Origin of the sequence: Novosphingobium resinovorum (assembly GCF_001742225.1) — a bacterium.
GTDB classification, from domain to species: Bacteria; Pseudomonadota; Alphaproteobacteria; order Sphingomonadales; family Sphingomonadaceae; genus Novosphingobium; species Novosphingobium resinovorum_A.
The window spans coordinates 3,397,522-3,416,704 of record NZ_CP017075.1; the positions used below are offsets into that span (position 1 = coordinate 3,397,522).

Sequence of the window (19,183 nt, forward strand, 5' to 3'; positions counted from 1 at the left end):
TTGCGCCTCCTCCACCTCCATTCGAGCTTCGCGGCAGGCGGCAAGGAACTGCGCGCGGCAAGGCTGATGAACGTCTTCGGCCCGGGCGTCGCGCATACCATCGTCTCCGCGCAGCCGGGCGCATATGGGGCGAAAGTCGCACTCGACCCGGCGCTCACGGTCGATTTTCCGAGTGATTTTCCCAGCCTGCAGGGCCGCCCGGCACCGCTTCGCCTGCTGCGCATCGCCCGCGCCATGAAGCATTTCGACCTCGTCCTCACGTACAACTGGGGGGCGATGGACGCGGTGCTGGCGCACCGGGTCTGGGGCGGCGTGCTGGGCCTGCCGCCGCTGGTCCATCACGAGGACGGCTTCAACGAGGACGAGGCTGGTGGCCTCAAGCCCTCGCGCAACTGGTTTCGCCGCGTGGCGCTGGCGCGGGCTTCGGCGCTGGTGGTGCCTTCGCAGCGGCTGGAGGAAATCGCGCTCGGCGACTGGGCGCAGCCGCGCCCGCGCGTGAAGCTGATCATCAACGGCATCCGCACCGCCGCTTACCTCGCGCCGCCCCTGCCCGATGCGATTCCGGGGCTGCCCAAGCCTGCTGGCGCGAAGTGGGTCGGCACTCTGGCGGGCCTGCGCGCGGTCAAGAACCTGCCCCGGCTGGTCCGTGCTTTCGCCACGCTGCCGCCCGAATGGCAGCTGGTGATCCTCGGTGAAGGGCCGGACCGCGAAAGAATCGCGCAGCAAGCGCGGGAATCCGGCGTGGCCGACAGGGTGCATCTGCCGGGCTTCGTCCCCGATCCCTCGCGCGCGGTGGGGCTGTTCGATCTCTTCGCGCTGTCCTCCGACAGCGAGCAGTTTCCCATCTCCATTCTGGAGGCGATGGCGGCCGGGCTCGCGGTCGCCTCGCCCGCGGTGGGGGACGTGGCGGCGATGGTGCCGGCGGAAAACCGCAGCTTCATCACCCCGCCCGGAGACGACGCCGCGCTCGGCCGGGCTTTGGCGGAACTCGCGGCGGATGAAGGGCTGCGCGCGCGCATCGGCGCGGCCAACCGCGCGCTTGCTCAGGCCCAATACGATGAAAACTCGATGATTCGCAGTTATGCCTCGACCTATGGCGCGGCGATGGGCAAAAGCGACTTTCCGTGACGCCGCGCTCATTCAGCGGCGCTTCACCGCGGGACGGGCACCGACATCCCCGTTGAAAAGCCCCACCCATCCGCTAAACAGCCCCGCAACCGTCCCGTTTTTCGCTAGAAAGCGCCCTATCTTGGCTCTGCCCCCCGACACCAATTCCGCCGCCGCAGCGCGTAACGCCGCCCAGCAGGACGTTTTCCTGCGTGAAGTCGACGACGCCGTGCGCCAGGACCAGCTCGAAGGCTTCATGAGCCGCTACGGCAAGCCGCTGATCGCCGTCATCATCATCGCCCTGCTTGCCTTCGCGGGCTGGATCTACTGGCAGCACCGCCAGACCCAGGAGCGCGAGGCGCGTTCGGAGGCTTACGTACAGGCGCTCGACGCCCTGCAGTCGGAGAATCTCGACGCCGCCAAGGCCAAGCTGGCGCCGATCGCCGGTGCCGATTCTTCGGACGCGACAGTCGTGTCGGCCCGTCTGATGCTCGCGGGGATCGCGCTGCGTCAGGAGAAGAAGGCCGATGCGCTCAAGCTCTATCGTGAGATTTCGGCCGACGGCAAGGCACCGCAGGTGCTGCGCGACCTCGCCTCCGTGCGGGAAGTCGGCGCCGACTTCGACGCGATGAAGCCCGAGGACGTCGTCAGCCGCCTCAAGCCGATGGCCGCGCCCGGCAATCCGTGGTTCGGTCCCGCGGGCGAACTCGTCGGCATGGCCTACCTGAAGCAGAACAAGCAGGACCAGGCCGGTCCGCTGTTCGCCGCGATCGCCAAGGACGAAAGCGTCGAGGACGGCCTGCGCAGCCGCGCCCGCCAGCTTGCCGCCGTGCTCGGCGTCGATGCCGTGGACGACGTGGTGAACGAAAAGGGCGAGCCGCTCGACAAGCCGATAGCCAAGATCGTCCAGCCCGCCGAAGTGGCGAACTGAGAACATGACACGTGAGGACATTCGCATGAACGCAGCCCGCAACACGTCGTCTTCGCGCGCGAAGAAGGTCGTGCCGCTGATCGCCCTCGCACTCGTCGCGGGCCTGTCCGGCTGCAAGATGTTCGGCGGCGGCAAAGGCCCGGCCAAGACCCCGACCGTGGGCAACCGTGTGCCGATCCTGTCGCGCATCGAAAGCGGCGCCAAGGTCGATACCACGCTCGGCGCAGTCTCGGTGATCCTGCCCCCGGCCGAAGTCAACGCGACCTGGGCACAGGGCGGCAACACCCCGAACAAGGCGTACGGCCACCTCGCGCTGGCGGATAACCCGACCAAGGTGTGGACCGCGCAGATCGCCGGTTCGAGCCCCCGCGCGCGCCTCGCGGCGGCCCCGGTCATCGGCGGCGGCAAACTGTACGCGATGGATACCGAAGGCACGGTCCACGCCTTCGACGCCCAGAGCGGCGCGAAGCTGTGGACCAAGAGCTTCTCGGTCAGCGGCAGTAACGCGAAGTCGGTTTTCGGCGGCGGCGTCACTTTCGACGGCGACAAGCTCTACGTCACCACCGGTCTTGGCGAAGTCGCGGCGCTCAACGCCGCCGACGGCAGCCAGCTCTGGACCAAGAAGCCCGCCGGCCCGCTGCGCGGTTCGCCGACGGTCGGGTTCAACCAGATCTTCGTGATGACGCAGGACAACCAGATCGTCGTCCTCAACGCGGCGGACGGCGCTACCATCTGGCAGGAATCCGCCTCGCTGACCCAGTCGGGCGTGTTCGGCGTCGCCTCGCCCGCGCTTGGGCAGGGCACGGTGATCGCGGGTTACTCGTCGGGCGAACTGGTGGCCTACCGTTACGAGAACGGCCGTCAGGTCTGGTCGGACGCGCTTTCGCGCACTTCGATCTCGACCGAAGTGGGTAGCCTCACCGACGTCGATGCCGACCCGATCATCGATCGCGGCCGCGTCTATGCTCTGGGTCAGGGCGGGCGCATGGCCGCTTACGAACTGGTCACCGGCCAGCGCATCTGGGAACTCAACCTCGCGGGCATCTCGACCCCGTCAGTCGCGGGTGACTGGGTCTTCACGCTGGACGACCACGCCGAAATCCTCGCCATCGCGCGCGGCACCGGCAAGGTCCGCTGGCTGACCGAACTGCAGCGCTACAAGAACGCCAAGAAGCGCAAGAATCCGATCTTCTGGGTCGGTCCGGTGCTGGCGGGCAGCAAGCTGTGGGTCGGCAACTCGCGCGGGCTCGTGGCCACCATCGATCCGTCGAGCGGCACGATGACGCCATTCACCGAACTCAGCGATCCGATTTCGCTGGCGCCTGTCGTGGCGAACCAGACGCTCTACGTCCTCGACGATTCGGGCCGTATCACCGCCTTCCGTTGAATCAGGCGGGGCGCAGATCGCATGAGATTTGCGCCCCCTTAACCAATTCCCTCTACGCCCTGCGGCCATGAGCACCGCATCCACCCGCCGCCCGGCCAGCGACGTTTCCGCAGGCGTGGGCCTCTCCGGCCTCGTCGCGCTGGTCCTGTGGATCCTGTTCTGCCGCAACTGGGGCTCGGTCGTCGATCTGCTCGGCCTGCAGGCCCCGCGCGAGCCGATGAGCGGCCCTTACGCCTCGCTCGCCACGCTGGCCTTCACCGGCGTCGCCATGACCGCATGGTCGCTGCTGGTCGACAAGGTGCACTTGCGCCCCTCCACCGGCATCGACTGGTCGCAGCGTCGCCCGCTCTCCGAAACGCTCGACATCTCGATCACCAAGCTGACCGGGCTGTGGATCACATGGGCGCTGATAGGCTGCTTCTACTTCCTGTGCCGATGGTACTGGGAGGGGCAGTATCTGTTCGCTATGGACGTGTTGAGTGCCGTTGTGGCACCCTTGTTCGTCCTCTCGGTGCCCTATGTCCTCTGGCTCGACCGGGTCATGGTCGAGCCGCGCGACGCCTCCTGGCACTTCGGCGCGATGCTGATCGGCCGCGAGCCATGGAGCGCCGAAGAGGTGAAGAAGCACTGGCGCGCCTGGGCGATCAAGGGCTTCTTCGGAGCCTTCATGATCTCGATCCTGCCCGGCGGCTTCGCCCGCGTGGTAGAGGCGGATTTCGGCGCAATCGCGCACAAACCCGTGGACTTGGGCTCTCTGCTGATCGAAGGGCTGTTCCTCGTAGACGTGCAGATCGGCACAGTCGGCTACCTCTTCACCTTCCGCCCGCTCGACGCCCACATCCGCAGCGGCAACCCTTTGCTGGCGGGCTGGGTAGCCGCACTGATGTGCTACCCGCCCTTCGTGTGGGGCACGATGGGTAACGCCGACGTCCTCGGTTACGAAGTCAACACCGGCGGCTGGGCGCACTGGATGGCGGCTTACGACGTCCTCCTGTGGGGCTGGGCGGCGATGATGGTCGTGCTGACCGCGATCTACGCCTGGGCGACCTTCGCCTTCGGCCTGCGCTTTTCCAACCTGACTTATCGCGGCGTGCTGACGAACGGCCCCTACCGCTTCACGCGCCACCCGGCCTACCTGTCGAAGAACCTGTTCTGGTGGACTTCGACGCTGCCGTTCCTCGTGACGAACGGATCATGGACCGACGCGATCCGCAACACCGTGCTGCTGGGCGTGGTGAGCGGCATCTATTATTGGCGCGCTCGGACTGAGGAAGCGCACCTGCTGGCGGAAGACCCTAAGTATCGGGAATATTACGACTGGATGGGGGAGAATGCGTTCATCACCCGGACTTTTGGGAAGATCGGGCAGAAGCTTAAGTTCAAGTAAGTCCTGGGGCCATCGCCCCAGACCCCCATACCGTCGTCGTGGTGCGTGCAGACCTGTCAGTCCCACATGGCGCCGCAGGCTATTTGTCTCCCGGCCCACAGTCTTGCATGACGATGCCGCGCGCGTGACCTCGACGGTATACAGGGTGCAGGGGGTGGTAAACCCCTGCCTTTCCTTCCTTAAAACGTCTTGAGCGCGTAAACCTTGGAAAGATCCCCGCCCCATTCGCCATTATACAGGTCGAGCAGCCGCTCGGCCGGAACCTTGCCGGTCTTCACGATCTCCGCCAGCGGTTCGAGATAGCCCGTTTCGTTGTCTCCCGCCGAGTTCAGGCGGCCTCGTGCAGCGAGGCCCGAGCGAGCGATATCGACCACTTCGCCCGCGATGTCGCGCAATGTCCCGCCGCCTGGGATCGGCGCGTCCAGCCCCAGCTTCGGCGCGGCAGAGCGCAGCGCTTCACGGCCTTCCATGTCCCAGTCCTTGACCAGATCCCACGCCGCATCGAGCGCGCCCTGATCGTAGAGCAGGCCCACCCACAGCGCGGGCAGGGCGCAGATGCGTCCCCACGGTCCGCCATCGGCACCGCGCATTTCGAGGAAGGACTTCAGGCGCACTTCGGGGAAGGCGGTGGAGAGGTGGTCCTGCCAGTCCGACAGGCGCGGCTTCTCGCCGGGGAGTACCGAAAGCTCGCCCTTGAGGAAGTCGCGGAAGGAGAGGCCGGCGGCGTCGATGTACTTGCCGTCGCGGAACACGAAGTACATCGGCACGTCCAGCATGTACTCGACATAGCGTTCGTAGCCGAAGCCGTCCTCGAACACGAAGGGCAGCATGCCGGTGCGGTGCGGATCGGTGTCCGACCAGATATGGCTGCGGTACGAGAGGTAGCCGTTGGGTTTGCCCTCGGTGAAGGGCGAGTTCGCGAACAGCGCCGTCGCCAGCGGCTGGAGGGCCAGCGAAGTGCGGAACTTCTGCACCATGTCGGCTTCGCTCGAATAGTCGAGGTTCACCTGGATGGTGCAGGTCCGCAACATCATGTCGAGGCCCATCGAGCCCACGCGCGGCATGTGGTTCAGCATGATGCCGTAGCGCCCCTTGGGCATGATCGGCAGTTCTTCGCGCGTCTTGTCGGGCCACATGCCGAGGCCGAGGTAGGCCTTGCCCAGCTTTTCGCCGACCTGCTTCACTTCGGAGAGGTGGCGACCGGTCTCGGCGCAGGTCTGGTGCAGGTTTTCGAGCGGTGCGCCTGACAGTTCCAGTTGGCCCGCCGGTTCGAGGCTGACGTTGCCGTCCGCGCCCTTGAGTGCGATGACGTTTCCGCCTTCCTCGATCGGCGTCCAGCCGAACTGGGTCAGTTCGCCCAGCAGGTCGCGGATGCCGCCCTTTTCGGTGTACGAAGGCGCGTGGTGGTCGGCGGTGTCGTAGACGAATTTCTCGTGCTCGGTGCCGATGCGCCACGCCTCGCGCGGCTTTTCGCCTGCGGCCATCGGCTCGGCGAGTTGGGACAGGTTTTCGATAACCGGATCTTCGCGATCCGAAACCTCACGAGTGCTCATGGGCGCGGAATTAGTGTGCCCTTCGGCGCCGCGCCAGAACTTTTTGTACCGGTCAGTCTAACATTCCTGTCATGTCCAATCTCCGGACACCGCCATCCATAGCCCGATGGCGGAAATGCAGGCGGTTTCGGCCCGCAGGATGCGCGGCCCCAGAGTGATCGCGCGCGCCTGGGGATGGGCGCGGACGAGATCGCGCTCGGTATCGTCGAAGCCGCCTTCGGGGCCGACGAGGAGCGCGGCCGGGCCTTTGTGCGCGGCGAAGGCGGCGGCTGCGGGGGCGCCGCCCTGTTCGTCGGCGAAGAACAGGGCGCGGTCCTCGGGCCAGTCGCGCAGCAGGGCATCGAGCCGGGTGGGTTCCTCGACGCGGGGCAGGGCGGTGCGGGCGCATTGCTCGGCCGCCTCGGTGACGATGGTGAGCGCACGCTCGGGGTTGAGCTTGTCGGCCACGCAGCGCCGGGTGACGACCGGCTGTACGGCGGCGACCCCCAGTTCGGTGGCCTTTTCCAGCACCAGATCGAAGTTCGGCTTCTTGAGCAGCGCGGCGCAGAGCACGAAGTCCGGCACGTCCTCGCGCTCGCGCAGCTTCATGCGGACCGAGAGCACGACGTCGCGCTTTCCGGCGGAAACCACCTCGCAGGCCCATTCGCCGGTCGCGTCGTCGCAGGCGATCACCGCGTCGCCCGCGCCGACTCGCATGACCTTGCCCAGATAGTGCGCCTGCTGGCCCTCCAGCGCGATCTGCCCACCATCTTCGAGCGGTCCGGGGACGAACAGGCGCGGCGCGGAGCGGGGCGGCCAGGCGGGGGTTGCGGGCATCTTCAACGGGTTCCTCAGGCTGACGCGCCCTTTTCGCGCCTCGGCGAAGAGGATGCAACGGTGGGCAAGCTGTGTTCACCAGACACGTTCGGGCATGACAGGACGCGCGCGATGCACTACTCATCGCGCGATGCTCGAACCTTCGCTCGTCCCTGACAGCCAGCATCGCGGGCTCGTGTCGATGCTGCCGCAGCCGTTTCGCGACTTCGCGATGCTGGCGCGATTCGACCGGCCGATCGGCTGGTGGCTGCTGTTCTGGCCCTGCGTCTGGGGCGTTCTACTGGCAGGTGGCGAAAGCCGCTGGAGCCTGATCGCATGGCTGCTGCTCGGCTCGATCGCGATGCGCGGAGCGGGCTGCGTGCTCAACGACATCGTCGATGCCGACCTCGACCGCCGCGTCGCCCGCACCGCGCAGCGCCCGGTCGCGAGCGGCCGCGTCAGCAAGGGCGCGGCCTGGACCTGGCTGCTGATGCTATGCGCCGTGGGGCTGGTCGTGCTGTTCCAGCTGCGCCCGCCCGCGCAGCTGGTGGCTCTGGGCAGCGTCGGCCTCGTCGCCGCCTATCCGTTCATGAAGCGCATTACGTGGTGGCCGCAGGCGTGGCTGGGCATGGTCTTCACCTGGGGGGCGCTGGTCGGCTGGATCGAGATCCGCAGCGATCATCTGGAGGCGCTGGCGGCGCTCTACCTCGGCTCGATCGTGTGGTGCATCGGCTACGATACGATCTACGCGATTCAGGACATTGAGGACGACGCGATCGTCGGCATCCGTTCCTCCGCCCGGCGCCTCGGCGCGCGGGTGAAGGGCGGGGTCGGCGGTTTCTATGCGCTCGCGCTGGCGCTGTGGGCGCTGGCGTTCTGGGTGATGCGGCCGGACTGGGTGGCGCTCGTCGCGCTGGTGCCGATGGCGCTGCACCTCGGCTTCCAGGTCATGACGCTGGACCCGGCGGACGGCGAGAACGCGCTCGCTCGCTTCCGCTCCAACCGCGATGCCGGGCTGGTGATGGCGCTGGCCTGCTGGGTGGTCGGCAACGCCGGGGTGATCTGATTGCCTACGCGTAGCTGACCAGCTCGAATTCGATCCCGTCCCAGTCGAAGAAGTAGAACCGGCGGCCCGGATCGTAATCGGCGTGGTTGAAGGGTTCGAGGCCTGCGGCAAGCACCACCTGTTCGGCCGCGTCGAGATCGTCGACCACCAGCCCCACGTGGTTCAGCGGCGCGCCCTTGCCATAGCGGCCGCGCTCCCGGCGGTCGGTATAGACGGCGATGTAACTGAAATCCCCGCCGACGTGGATCGTCTCGCCGCCGTTGATGGCGGGCCCCCGCCAGCGTTCGTGCCAGCCGAGCAGGTCCTGCAGCAAGGCGGACGAACGCTCGATGTCGCTGACGGTGAGGTTGGCATGTTCGAGGCGGCCCTGGGCCATTCTTCTTTCTCCTGCGTCACCGGCGAATCAGCCGGCTTGGCAAAAGTGCAACCTCAACCTAACTTGAGATCAAGCACTTTCGAAAGGATATCGATCTGGTCGTGGACCGCTTCATCACCATCGGCGAACTGGCGCGGCGTACCGGCGTCGCGGTATCGGCACTGCGTTTCTACGAGGAGAAGGGGCTGCTGCAGGCGCTGCGCACCTCGGGCAACCAGCGGCGTTTCCTGCGCTCCGACATTCGCCGCGTCAGTTTCATCCTGATCGCGCAGAAGCTGGGCCTCGCGCTGGCCGAGATCGAGCGCGAACTGGCCGACCTGCCGCACGGCCGCACGCCGACATTGGCCGACTGGGAGCGCATCAGCCGCTCGATGCGCACGTCGATCGACGAAAAGATCGCGTTGCTCGAACTGACTCGCCGCAAGCTGGACGAATGCATCGGCTGCGGCTGCCTCAGCCTGACGAAATGCCGTCTCTACAACGCCGATGACGTCGCGGGGGCGCAAGGGCCGGGGCCGCGCTTCGTGCTGGGCTAGATCCCGAGCGCCTTGCGCAGTTCGGCGTTGATGCGCGACTGCCAGCCCTTGCCGGTGGCGCGAAACGCCTCGACCACATCGGGATCGAGCCGCAGCGTGACCTGCTTCTTGGGATTGGCGGCGAGTGGGCGGCCGATCGACTTGAGCGAGCCCGAGGCCGGGCGGATCAGCTGGTCGCCCTTGTAGATGGCGGCCATGCGGAACATTTCCTCGGTCCATTCGACGTCGTCGTCGTCCGGGTCAATCCAGGGTTCGGAAGCGGGCTTGATGTTCTCCATGATGCGCATGCCTTATCGTGATGATCCGACGGTTGCCGTCGCGCGGTGTCCAGACCAGCGATACGCGGCGACCATGGAGAAACCCGAAGACGCGATAGCGGGTCTCTCCGTAGTCCTTGCGATCGTCCAGAACCTGAACATGCGTATCTGCAAAGACCCTATGCGCATCGGCAATGTCGATTCCGCGTTCAGCCAGAATCTTCCGGCGCTTCGCCTCGTCATATTCAATCCGCAATGACCGCATCTCCAGCGTCTGCGGACGGTGATCGTTGGATCGGCTACGATGGGCCAGTTAAATTAAAGTAACTACAAAAACCATGCCGGTCAACCTCACACCGCCGCCGCCAGCAGTTCCTCCGCGCCGCCGAGGTCCACGCTGACGAGACGGGAGATGCCCTTTTCCACCATCGTCACGCCGAACAGACGGTGCATGCGGCTCATCGTCACCGCATTGTGGGTGACGACGAGGTAGCGGGTGTCGGTCTCCTTCGTCATCGCTTCGAGGAGGTCGCAGAAGCGCTCGATATTGGCGTCGTCGAGCGGGGCGTCGACTTCGTCCAGCACGCAGATCGGCGCGGGATTGGTCAGGAACAGGCCGAAGATCAGCGCCACCGCCGTCAGCGCCTGTTCGCCGCCCGAAAGCAGGGTGAGCGACTGCAGCCGCTTGCCCGGCGGCTGGGCGTAGATTTCGAGGCCCGCCTCCAGCGGATCGTCCGAATCGACGAGCGCGAGGTGCGCCTGCCCGCCCTGGAACAGCTGCTGGAACAGGCGGCGGAAATGGCCGTCCACCGCCTCGAAGGCGGCGCGCAGGCGTTCGCGGCCCTCGCGGTTGAGGTTGCCGATCGAGCCGCGCAACCGGTTCACCGCTTCGGTCAGTTCGGCCTTCTCGCTGACCGAGAGGCCGAGCTGCGCCTCGGCTTCGGCGAGTTCGTCGGCGGCGACGAGGTTGACCGGGCCGATGCGCTCGCGCTCGGCGACAAGGCGGTCCATGCCGCTGCCTTCGGCCTCGGCGCCGGCCACTTCGGTGGGGGCGAAGGCGAAGCGTTCGGGCAGGACCGGGGGCGGGCACTGGAAGCGCTCGCCCGAGAGGCGGTTCATTTCGGTGCGGCGCTGGTCCTCGTGCTCGGCGCGGGCAGAGGCTCCGGCGCGGCCTTCGCGCGCGGCGGCGAGGGTTTCCTGCGCGGCGGAGAGCGCGGTGTCGGCGCGTTTCGCGGCTTCGGTGGCGGCGTTCACGGCAGCTTCGGCCTTGGCGAGTTCATCGCCCAGGCGCACGCGGATCGCCTCGCCCTGTTCGATCTGGGTCATCAGCGAGGGGGGCTTGGCGGCCATGATCGCGCGTTCGGTCTCGATCTCCTCCAGCCGTCCGGCCATCTGCGCGAGGCGGTTCGCGGCATCGCCCGAGCGCGCCTGCCAGCCGCGAATGTCCGCGCGCTGGGTGGTGGTGCGCTCCCGCGCGACGGCAAGGGCCTGATCGTGGCCCGCCAGCGCCGCCATCGCGTGCTGCAGGGCCGAGCGGGCCTCGCCGTTGCGGGCTTGTGCGGCCTGCAGTTCGGCGCGGCCGGTGGCGGGATCGGGTAGCGCGGTGCGCTTCGCCTCTGCGGCGGCGACTTCGGCGGCCACCCCGCTGCGCTGGTCGGCGGTTTCGGCGAGCGTGGCGTCGAGTTCGGCGCGGCGGGCCTGCTGGCGAGCGCGGGCATCCTCGGCCTGATCGACGGCGCGCAAGGCGCTGCGCTCGGCCTCGGCCGCCGAGGCGATGGCGCGTTCGGCAGAAATCACGCGGGAGGAGAGGTCGGCCAATTCCTGCTGCACGGCGGCCTGCCGTGCTTCGGCGGCGGTGACGGCCGCGCGCAAGGGGGGCAGCTTGGCGTCGAGTTCGGCGAAGCGGTTCTCCGCTTCCAGCCTTGCGGCTTCGGCCGCGCCTTCGCCGCGCGCGACGAAGCCGTCCCAGCGGCGCAGCACGCCCGCGCGCGTGACGAGCCATTCGCCGGGTTTCAGCGCGCGCGCGTCGTCCGTCTCGACCACATGGACCAGCGCGAGGCGGGCCGCGAGTTCGGGCGGGCACTGCGCGACATGCGCGGCGAGGCTGTCGGCGACCGGAGCGGGGGCCTCCGCGCCGGTCCAGAAGCGGCCGTCGGCATTCGGCACTACGCCCAGCGGGGCCTTGGCGTCGCGGCCGAGCACGGCGGCGACGGCGCGTTCGTAGCCGGGCGCGGCGCGCACCGCGTCGATGGCGACGGGCAGGCCATGCGCGGCCTTGGCGCCCTTGGCCCGCGCCTCGCGGTCGCGGACGAGGGCGGCGTGTTCGCGCTCGATGCCCGTGAGGTCGGCGCGCGCGCCTGCCAGCGCCGAGGCAGCGGCGTCGCGGTCGGCCTGTAGCGCGGTCTTGCGCGCCTGCATGTCCTCCAGCCCCTCGCGCGAGCGGGCGAGGACGGCGCTGGCCTCCTCTGCCTTGGCACGCGCGGCAGCGATGGCGGTTTCGAGGTCGCCGAGGTCGGGCAGGGCGGCGACTTGCGCCTCGATCCGGGCGACGTCCTGCGCCACGCGGGCCTGCCGCGCCTTCGCCTGCGTCAGTTCGGCTTCGGCGATGCGCCATTCGGCCTCGACGCCTGCTTGCTTCGCGGTCGCCTGCGCGAGATCGAGTTCGGCGGCGCGGCTGGCTTGTTCGGCGCCATCGACCATGTTGGCGAAGCGCGGGCGCTGCGCCTCATCGGCGGCGAGCTGCTTTTCGCCCTCGGACAACTCGCGCTCCAGCCGGGCGAGGGCTTCGGCGGCGTCCCGGGTGAGGCGGTCGGCGTCGTGGCGGTCTTCTTCCAGCCGGGTGCGCTGGCGGTCGAGGTCGGCGAGGCGCTGCTCGGCGGCTTCGAGCTGGCTGGTCAGCGTCGCCATGCGGTGGCCTTGCGCATTGGCATCGTCGCGGCGGTCGGCGAGTTCGTCGCGGGCCTCCGCCAGTGCTTCGGCGGCGGAGGCCTGCTGGCTTTGCGCTTCCACCGCGAGCGCCTGCGCCACGGCGACGCGCTCCTCGGCGGCCTGCGCTTCCTTGCGAGCAGCATCGGCAGCGGCGGCGGCCTCGCGCCAGCGGGCGAAGACGACGCGGGCTTCGGCGAGGCGGATCTGGTCGGTCAGGGCCTTGTAGCGCTCTGCCGCTTTCGCTTGGCGCCGGAGCGTGCCGACCTGCTTGTCGAGGCCCGCCATGATGTCGTCGAGGCGGGCGAGATTGGCTTCGGTGGCGCGCAGGCGCTGCTCCGCGTCCTTGCGGCGGACATGGAGGCCCGCGATGCCCGCGGCTTCTTCCAGCATGGCGCGCCGCTCGGCAGGCTTGGCGGCGATGACTGCGGCGATGCGGCCCTGGCTGACGAGCGCCGGGCTATGCGCGCCGGTGGCGGCATCGGCGAAGATCAACGCCACGTCCTTGGCGCGCACGTCCCGCCCGTTGATGCGGTAGGCGCTGCCCGCGCCGCGCTCGATGCGGCGGACGACTTCGAGTTCGTCGCGCACGCCTTCGGCGTTCGGCGCGGTTTCCGCCTTCAGCACGACTTCGGCGAAGGCGCGGGGCGGGCGCTTGTCCGTGCCCGCGAAGATCACGTCCTCCATCCCGCCGCCGCGCATCGACTTGGGCGAGCTTTCGCCCATGACCCAGCGGATCGCTTCGAGCAGGTTGGACTTGCCGCAACCGTTGGGGCCGACCACGCCGGTCAGCCCTGGGTCGATGCGCAGTTCGGCGGGCTCGACGAAGCTCTTGAAGCCGCTGAGCTTTAGCCGGTGGATGCGCATCGAGGTCGGGTCAGGCGATCACGCCGGTCAGCGCGCGCCTGCTTCCTTGAGCTTGGGCTCCAGCTTGTCCCATTCCATCGAGCCGACGTTGTTGCCGTTGATGATGAAGGTGGGGGTGCCGGTGACGTTGAACTGCTCGCTCGCCTTCTGCGTCTGGTCGGCGAGCGCCTTGGCCTTGGTGGTGTCGGCAAGGCAGGCGGCGGCCTGATCGCGGGCGATCCCGCGCGAGGCGAAGAAGTCGGTCATGCCGGCGACCTCGGAGATGGCGGCGAGCTGCTTTTCCTTGGGCAAGGCATCGATCTGGGCGAGGCGTTCCTTGCTGGCGGCCTGCATGTTCTCGAACATCTTGGGCTGCCAGGCCCAGAACTGCTCGCTGAGCGGGATCACCGCCTCGGTCGAGCCGCATTCGGCCAGCAGTGAGGCCGGAATGTCCAGCGCGTTGAGCATGAAGTAGCGCAGTTCGTAGCTGACGCGGCCGCTGGCGACGTAGTCGTCGCGCAGTGGCTCGAAGCTCTGCTGCGCGAACAGGGCGCAGTGCGAGCAGCTGAGCGCGCCGTATTCGACCAGCTTGATCGGGGCGTTCGGGTTGCCCATGCGGTAGCCGCCCTCGGCGGTCTTCTCGATCGTGTCGGCCCAGGACTTGCCTGCGGGCGCGGCGATCTTGGCGATCGGGGCGCCCGAGGTGGCACCGGCGGTGGGCTCGTCCTTCTTGCCGCAGGCGGCGAGGCCGAGGGCAAGCGGGGCGACCACGAGGCCGAGGGCGATGGTGCGGAAACGGGTGCGAGTCATCGGGAGGCGAATCCTTCGTGTGGATTTGTCACAGGGCTAGCCCATGGAGGGGGGAAAACGAAGCGTGGACGGGGGTATTCCACAAGTGCGGCGTTGTGTTGGGACGCCCACCCCGCTGCGACTAGGCAGCAAGCTGCCAAGTCTCGCTCCCCTCCCGCAAGCGGGAGGGGCCGGGGGTGGGCTCGTGGATCAGATATTGCCCGCGCGCTGCTGGGCCTGCTTGTCGGTGATCGCCTTGGACACCGTCGCCCAGTCGTGGCCGTCGAGAAGGTCGCCGTTGAGGGTGAAGCTGGGCGTACCCTGCAGGCCGAGCGCCTGCACTTCGCCCTGCTGGCCCTTGAGCTTGTCGAGCATCGCGGTGTTGGCGAAGCACTGGTCGGTCTGCGCGCGGCTGAGGCCCCACGAAGCGGTCTGGTCGTAGAAGCCGAGATCGCTGGCCATGGCGCGCATGCGGGCGGGGAAATCGCCCTGATACCAGCGCTGCTGCTGTTCGCGGTTGGTCGCCTCGGCCTTGGCGAGCCATTTGTCCTGCGAGGCGAAGAAGGCGTTGTGGCGCACGAAGAAGCGCTTGGGATCGCCGCAGTTGGTCAGCATGGCCACGGTGAGGTCGATCGGGTTGCGCAGGAAGTTGGTCACCGTGACCGAGATCTGGCCCTTGGGCACCATGGTCAGGCGCAGCACCGGGTCAGCTTCCTTGTGGAAGTGGGCACAGTGCGGGCAGGTGTAGCTGACGTATTCGACCAGCTTGAGCGGCGCGTCCGGATTGCCGAGCCGGTGGCTGCCGTCGGCGGTGACGGCGGTGGCAGCGGCCCAGTTCGTCGAGGCGGCGGGCAGCCCTTTCCTGGGCGCGGTGCCCTTGGGGGCGGCGGCCATGCTGAGAACGGCGCAGGCGGCAAGCGCTACGGCGCGAAAGACGGTCTTGGTCATCACTTGTCTTCCTGACTGTCAGGCTTGTTTGCACTTTGGCTTTCGGCGGCGCCCATGCTGCGTGCCAGCGATTCGAGCACCGCGCGAAGCTCCGGGTCGCCGATGTCGCGCAGCGATTCCCCAAGTTCGAACGGCACCGGTTTCAGCGAAGGCGGCGCGGACGGGCGCGGCTGCGTGGCAACCGGCGGCTTAACCTCGCCTTGCCGGATTTTCACCTTGGCTACCGCCTGGTAGCCGAAGAAGCGGTTCACCCGGTCCATGATCTCGGGGATCACGTGCTGGATCATCGGCGAATGAGCGGGCACGACGACCAGCTGGAGGATGCCGTCGCTCTTCTCTCCGGGCGGGAAACGGATCGATTCCGGCGAGCAGACGCGTGCGTGGCGGGCGCCGACGATCTCGGGCCAGCGGGACACCACGCTCGACTGCACGAAGCCGAAGCGCCGGAAGGCGGTGCGGCCGACTTCGGGCATCAGGTCCGAGATCTGCCGCGCCTGTCCGCCGCGCATACGCTCGAACTGCTTGAGGCCCGTCTTGCCCTTGGCGGGACGTGGCTTCGATTCACCGGGGGATTTGCCGCTATTCCGTTCCATTGCCCGCGATCCAATGCCATAGTGGCGGCATGGACGCCAGTTCGGATACTGCAATCGCGGCGATGCTGCTCGACTGGTACGATGCGCACGCGCGCACCCTGCCGTGGCGCGCCGCACCGGGCACGCCCGCGCCCGATCCGTACCGGGTCTGGCTGTCGGAAGTGATGCTCCAGCAGACGACGGTTGCGGCGGTGAAGGACTACTTTGCCGCCTTCACTACGCGCTGGCCGACCGTGAAGGCGCTCGCGGCGGCTGCGGACGAGGAGGTCATGGCGGCATGGGCAGGGCTGGGCTACTACGCCCGCGCCCGAAACCTGCTGGCCTGCGCGCGTGAAGTGGCGCGGCTCGGGCGGTTTCCGGATACCGAGGAAGGCTTGCGCGCTCTGCCGGGACTGGGAGCTTATACCGCCGCTGCCGTCGCCGCGATCGCTTTCGGGCGGCGCGCGGTGGTCGTCGATGCCAATGTCGAGCGGGTCGTCTCGCGGCTCTTCGCGATCGAAGAGCCGCTGCCGGGTTCACGGCCCGCTATCCGCGCAAAGGCCGACACCATCACGCCGCAGCGCCGCGCGGGTGACTTTGCGCAGGCGATGATGGATCTTGGCGCCACCGTCTGTACCTCGCGCAGTCCGCGCTGCCTGCTCTGCCCGATTTCGGGGCCTTGCGAGGCACGGCGCATGGGCGATCCCGCAAGGCTGCCGGTAAAGGCGGCAAAGAAGGCCAAGGCCGTGCGTCAGGGCCGCGCCTTCTGGATCGAGCGGGACGAAGCGGAAGTCTGGCTGGTCCGCCGTCCCGGCAGCGGCATGCTCGGCGGCATGCGGGCGCTGCCCGACGATGGCTGGGCGGCGCGTATCGACGGCTCGGGCGAGGGACCGCTTACCGGGCCATGGGAGAGCGCGGGCAAGGTCGGCCACGTCTTCACGCACTTTGCGCTGGAACTGAACCTGGCGGTTTACCTTGGTGACGGGTTCGAGGGGCTGGAAGATGGAGAATGGTGGCCGCTTGATCGGCTCAACGAGGCGGGGCTGCCCACGCTCTTCGCCAAGGCCGCGCGGCTCGCTCTTGCCGAGAAGGAAGACGCATGATCGGTCGCCTCGAAGCCGCGCTGGACCGTCGCATGCTGCTGGGCATGGGGGCGGCTGCGGGGCTCGGGGCGATGCTGCCGCGGCTGGCGCGCGCGGCGCAGCAGCCCGAGCTTATCCCGCAGGTCCGCGCGGTCGTCGAGCGCTGGGTGGGACCGGGCAAGTTCCCCGGCATGGTCGCCTCGCTGGGCCTGCCGGGGCGCGAGCCGGAATATGTCGCGCGTGGCTCGGAAGGCTTCAACGACGCCGATCCGGTGACCGCCGACAGCCTGTTCCGCATCTATTCGATGACCAAGCCGCTCACCGGGATGGCGGCGATGGAACTGGTGGCGCAGGGCAGGATCGGCCTCGATCAGCCCGTGGCGGACGTGCTGCCTGAATATGCGCACATGATGGTGCAGGACGAGTACGACGGCTCGATCACCGCGCTGCACGCCGCGCTCCGGCCGATCACGATGCGGCATCTGGTCACGCATAGCTCCGGGATCGGCTACACGATCATCCAGCAGGGGCCGATCAAGGCGCTGATGGAGGACAAGGGCCTCGTCGCCGGGCAGATCAGCCGGATGAAGCTGCCCGGTCTGTTTCGGGGAGAGCCGGTCAAGGGACTGGACCTGTTCGCGCGAGGGCTGGCGCAAGTGCCGCTGGTCGCCGATCCCGGCACGCGCTGGAGCTATTCGATGGGCCTCGACCTGATGGGCCGGGTGATCGAGGTGGTCTCGGGCAGGCCGTTCGACGCCTACCTTCAGGACACGATCTTCGGCCCCGCCGGCATGACCAGCACGGGTTTCCGGGTCTCGGCCGCCGACGCCCATCGCCTCACCACCAATTACGCGGCCGTCGGCGGCGTGCTGGCGCCGATCGACGAAGGGGAGACCTCGATCTACCTCGACAAGCCGGCCTTCCCCTTCGGCGGAGCGGGTCTCGTCAGCACTCCGCGCGACTACGACCGGTTCCTGCGGATGCTGGCGCAGATGGGCATGATCGACGGTGTGCGCGTGCTGTCCGAGAGCGCGGTGCGGATGGGCACCTCCAACCTGCTCCCGCCCGGCGTCCTCGTGCCCGAGATGTTCGGCGGTCCCAGCGGCTTCGGCGCTGGAGGGCGCGTCGGGCAGGGGGCGGAGAGCGGGCTCTACGGCTGGTCGGGCGCGGCGGGCACGGTGGGCATGGTGGACATGGCCCAGGGCCTGCGCTCACAGATTTTCGTGCAGTTCATGCCGCCCAACGCCTTCGACCTCTTGCCCGAATTCCAGAAGGCCCTGAAGGCCGACGTGCTGGCGATCCTGGAGAAACACTGACGTGCTGCTGACTACTCCCGCTGCCCCTATCGCATTCGGCGGATCGCCGATCGACCGCGCCGACCACGTGCGCGGCGACCCGGACGCCATCGCCGCACTGATGGGGCCGAGTGCGCGGCTGCTGAAGCTGGACGGCCTCGACCCGGTGATGACGGCGGAGGGCGGCCTCGTCTGGGGCAGCCTCGCCGATGCGGAAGGCGATGCGGAACTGGTGTTCCTCGGCCTCGAAGGGGAGCGCGGGTGTTTCGCGCAAGTGCTGCCGGGCATCCCCGCTGCCGGGGCGCCGAGCTGGAACGCGATGAACACGCTGGAGCCGGGCGAACTCGCGGCTTACGGCGGGGCGCGGGCGCTGGTCGGCTGGCATTCGCGGCACCGCTTCTGCGCAGTCTGCGGCGCGGCCACGGTGCTGGCCAAGGGGGGCTGGCAGCGCTCCTGCACCGGTTGCGGCGCCGAGCATTTCCCGCGCGTCGATCCGGTCACGATCATGACCGTCGAGCATGACGGCAAGCTGCTGCTCGGCCGCCAGCCGCGTTTTCCGGCGCACCGCTACTCGGCGCTGGCGGGCTTCGTGGAGCCGGGCGAGACGATCGAGGAAGCCGTCGCGCGCGAAGTCTTCGAGGAAGCGGGCGTGCGCGTGCGTGACGTCGAGTATGTCGCGAGCCAGCCCTGGCCGTTCCCCTCGTCGCTGATGATCGGCTGCCACGCCTTCGCCGACGACCCGGCCATCGTCATCGACGAGACCGAACTGGAAGACGTGCGCTGGTTCACCCGCGAGGAATGCGTCGACGCGCTCGAAGCCGTGGCTGTGGGCGAGATGGGCCGCGCTTTCGGGGCGCCGCCGAAGCATGCGGTGGCGCATGTGCTGCTCAAGTGGTGGGTGGAGCGCGGGGCTTAGACCAGCCCCAGCTTCGCCAGTTCGCGTGCCAGCTTGGGCGGCATGGCGTCGCTCGCCGTCTCGCCTTCGGCAAGGTCGCGCGGGGCGGCTTCCTCGGTCAGATAGCGCCAGCCCTGATGCGCGCGCTTGGGCTGGGTGACGACCGGGATCAGGCGCGGTTCGAGGTGGATGTGCCAGCGGCCGTCCTCGCGCTGCGAGAACCGCACGATCGGCGACCGGCCGATCAGCGCATGCTCGAAGATCCAGTAGAGCGAGCCGCCGATCATCTCCTCATGCCGCTTGGGGAGATAACGGGTGGTCATCAGCGCCTCATCCGGGTGGCTTTCCAGCCATGCGCGCAAGGAGGCGGGGCTTTCGGCGGAGAAGGCGATCTTGGTCATGTTGAGCGGCATGGGTGGGAGATAGTCGCTTACGG

19 protein-coding genes are annotated in these 19,183 nt (G+C 68.2%); 9 read left to right on the forward strand and 10 right to left on the reverse strand.

Annotation, left to right across the window (positions count from 1 at the left end; translation table 11 throughout):
- From BES08_RS15855 to BES08_RS15870, 4 genes are all read left to right on the forward strand, one after another.
- Positions 1-1,128 (forward strand): glycosyltransferase family 4 protein, encoded by a 1,128-nt coding sequence (locus BES08_RS15855; protein ID WP_069708876.1) that lies wholly within the window; start codon positions 1-3, stop codon positions 1,126-1,128.
- A 121-nt stretch (positions 1,129-1,249) separates the two neighbouring features.
- Entirely contained in the window at positions 1,250-2,038 is a 789-nt protein-coding gene (locus BES08_RS15860; RefSeq protein WP_069708877.1) for a tetratricopeptide repeat protein, read from the forward strand.
- Positions 2,039-2,063: 25 nt separating this feature from the next.
- Positions 2,064-3,425 (forward strand): outer membrane protein assembly factor BamB family protein, encoded by a 1,362-nt coding sequence (locus BES08_RS15865; protein WP_008828924.1) that lies wholly within the window; start codon positions 2,064-2,066, stop codon positions 3,423-3,425.
- A gap of 67 nt (positions 3,426-3,492) precedes the next feature.
- The gene (locus BES08_RS15870) at positions 3,493-4,812 is read left to right on the forward strand and encodes a methyltransferase family protein (RefSeq protein ID WP_069708878.1); all 1,320 of its coding nucleotides are present in this window, start codon (positions 3,493-3,495) and stop codon (positions 4,810-4,812) included.
- 179 nt (positions 4,813-4,991) lie between these two features.
- Here the strand turns inward: BES08_RS15870 and BES08_RS15875 are convergent, their stop codons facing one another.
- Positions 4,992-6,365: a glutamate--cysteine ligase gene (locus BES08_RS15875; RefSeq protein ID WP_069708879.1), complete on the reverse strand. Its 1,374-nt coding sequence runs from the start codon at positions 6,363-6,365 to the stop codon at positions 4,992-4,994.
- Positions 6,366-6,434: 69 nt separating this feature from the next.
- Entirely contained in the window at positions 6,435-7,181 is a 747-nt protein-coding gene (locus BES08_RS15880; protein ID WP_069708880.1) for a 16S rRNA (uracil(1498)-N(3))-methyltransferase, read from the reverse strand.
- Positions 7,182-7,311: 130 nt separating this feature from the next.
- Here BES08_RS15880 and ubiA point away from each other — a divergent pair, with 130 nt between their 5' ends.
- Positions 7,312-8,226 carry a 4-hydroxybenzoate octaprenyltransferase gene (ubiA, locus tag BES08_RS15885; RefSeq protein ID WP_069708881.1) on the forward strand — a complete coding sequence of 305 codons (915 nt, stop codon included), beginning with the start codon at positions 7,312-7,314 and terminating at the stop codon, positions 8,224-8,226.
- Positions 8,227-8,230: 4 nt separating this feature from the next.
- Here the strand turns inward: ubiA and BES08_RS15890 are convergent, their stop codons facing one another.
- A complete protein-coding gene (locus BES08_RS15890) occupies positions 8,231-8,602 on the reverse strand; it encodes a VOC family protein (protein ID WP_036525922.1) in 372 nt (123 codons plus the stop codon).
- 101 nt (positions 8,603-8,703) lie between these two features.
- Between BES08_RS15890 and soxR the strand changes: the two genes are divergently transcribed.
- Complete coding sequence (gene soxR, locus BES08_RS15895) at positions 8,704-9,138, forward strand: redox-sensitive transcriptional activator SoxR (RefSeq protein WP_069708882.1); 435 nt, start codon at positions 8,704-8,706, stop codon at positions 9,136-9,138.
- Here soxR and BES08_RS15900 read toward each other — a convergent pair.
- From BES08_RS15900 to BES08_RS15925, 6 genes are all read right to left on the reverse strand, one after another.
- On the reverse strand, positions 9,135-9,416 hold the full coding sequence (locus BES08_RS15900) for a BrnA antitoxin family protein (RefSeq protein ID WP_069709299.1): 282 nt from the start codon (positions 9,414-9,416) through the stop codon (positions 9,135-9,137). The two genes, soxR and BES08_RS15900, sit on opposite strands and share 4 nt — an antisense overlap.
- Positions 9,379-9,651: a BrnT family toxin gene (locus BES08_RS31870; RefSeq protein ID WP_197524395.1), complete on the reverse strand. Its 273-nt coding sequence runs from the start codon at positions 9,649-9,651 to the stop codon at positions 9,379-9,381. The genes BES08_RS15900 and BES08_RS31870 overlap by 38 nt, the downstream gene beginning before the upstream one ends.
- Positions 9,652-9,746: 95 nt before the next feature.
- On the reverse strand, positions 9,747-13,187 hold the full coding sequence (locus BES08_RS15910) for an AAA family ATPase (protein WP_069708884.1): 3,441 nt from the start codon (positions 13,185-13,187) through the stop codon (positions 9,747-9,749).
- 27 nt (positions 13,188-13,214) lie between these two features.
- Entirely contained in the window at positions 13,215-13,976 is a 762-nt protein-coding gene (locus BES08_RS15915; RefSeq protein WP_008832358.1) for a DsbA family protein, read from the reverse strand.
- Positions 13,977-14,165: 189 nt separating this feature from the next.
- Positions 14,166-14,903: a thioredoxin domain-containing protein gene (locus BES08_RS15920; RefSeq protein WP_069708885.1), complete on the reverse strand. Its 738-nt coding sequence runs from the start codon at positions 14,901-14,903 to the stop codon at positions 14,166-14,168.
- Complete coding sequence (locus tag BES08_RS15925) at positions 14,903-15,496, reverse strand: DUF721 domain-containing protein (protein ID WP_069708886.1); 594 nt, start codon at positions 15,494-15,496, stop codon at positions 14,903-14,905. Before BES08_RS15925 ends, BES08_RS15920 begins: the two co-directional genes overlap by 1 nt.
- 29 nt (positions 15,497-15,525) lie before the next feature.
- Between BES08_RS15925 and BES08_RS15930 the strand changes: the two genes are divergently transcribed.
- The 3 genes from BES08_RS15930 to nudC are packed head-to-tail and all read left to right on the forward strand — an operon-like array spanning position 15,526 to position 18,768.
- On the forward strand, positions 15,526-16,578 hold the full coding sequence (locus BES08_RS15930; RefSeq protein WP_069708887.1) for an A/G-specific adenine glycosylase: 1,053 nt from the start codon (positions 15,526-15,528) through the stop codon (positions 16,576-16,578).
- Complete coding sequence (locus tag BES08_RS15935; protein WP_069708888.1) at positions 16,575-17,873, forward strand: serine hydrolase domain-containing protein; 1,299 nt, start codon at positions 16,575-16,577, stop codon at positions 17,871-17,873. Before BES08_RS15930 ends, BES08_RS15935 begins: the two co-directional genes overlap by 4 nt.
- 1 nt (position 17,874) lies before the next feature.
- The gene (gene nudC / locus BES08_RS15940; protein ID WP_083274706.1) at positions 17,875-18,768 is read left to right on the forward strand and encodes an NAD(+) diphosphatase; all 894 of its coding nucleotides are present in this window, start codon (positions 17,875-17,877) and stop codon (positions 18,766-18,768) included.
- Here nudC and BES08_RS15945 read toward each other — a convergent pair.
- Positions 18,765-19,160 (reverse strand): DUF1489 family protein, encoded by a 396-nt coding sequence (locus BES08_RS15945; RefSeq protein WP_069708889.1) that lies wholly within the window; start codon positions 19,158-19,160, stop codon positions 18,765-18,767. The genes nudC and BES08_RS15945 overlap by 4 nt on opposite strands.
- Positions 19,161-19,183 lie beyond the last annotated feature (23 nt).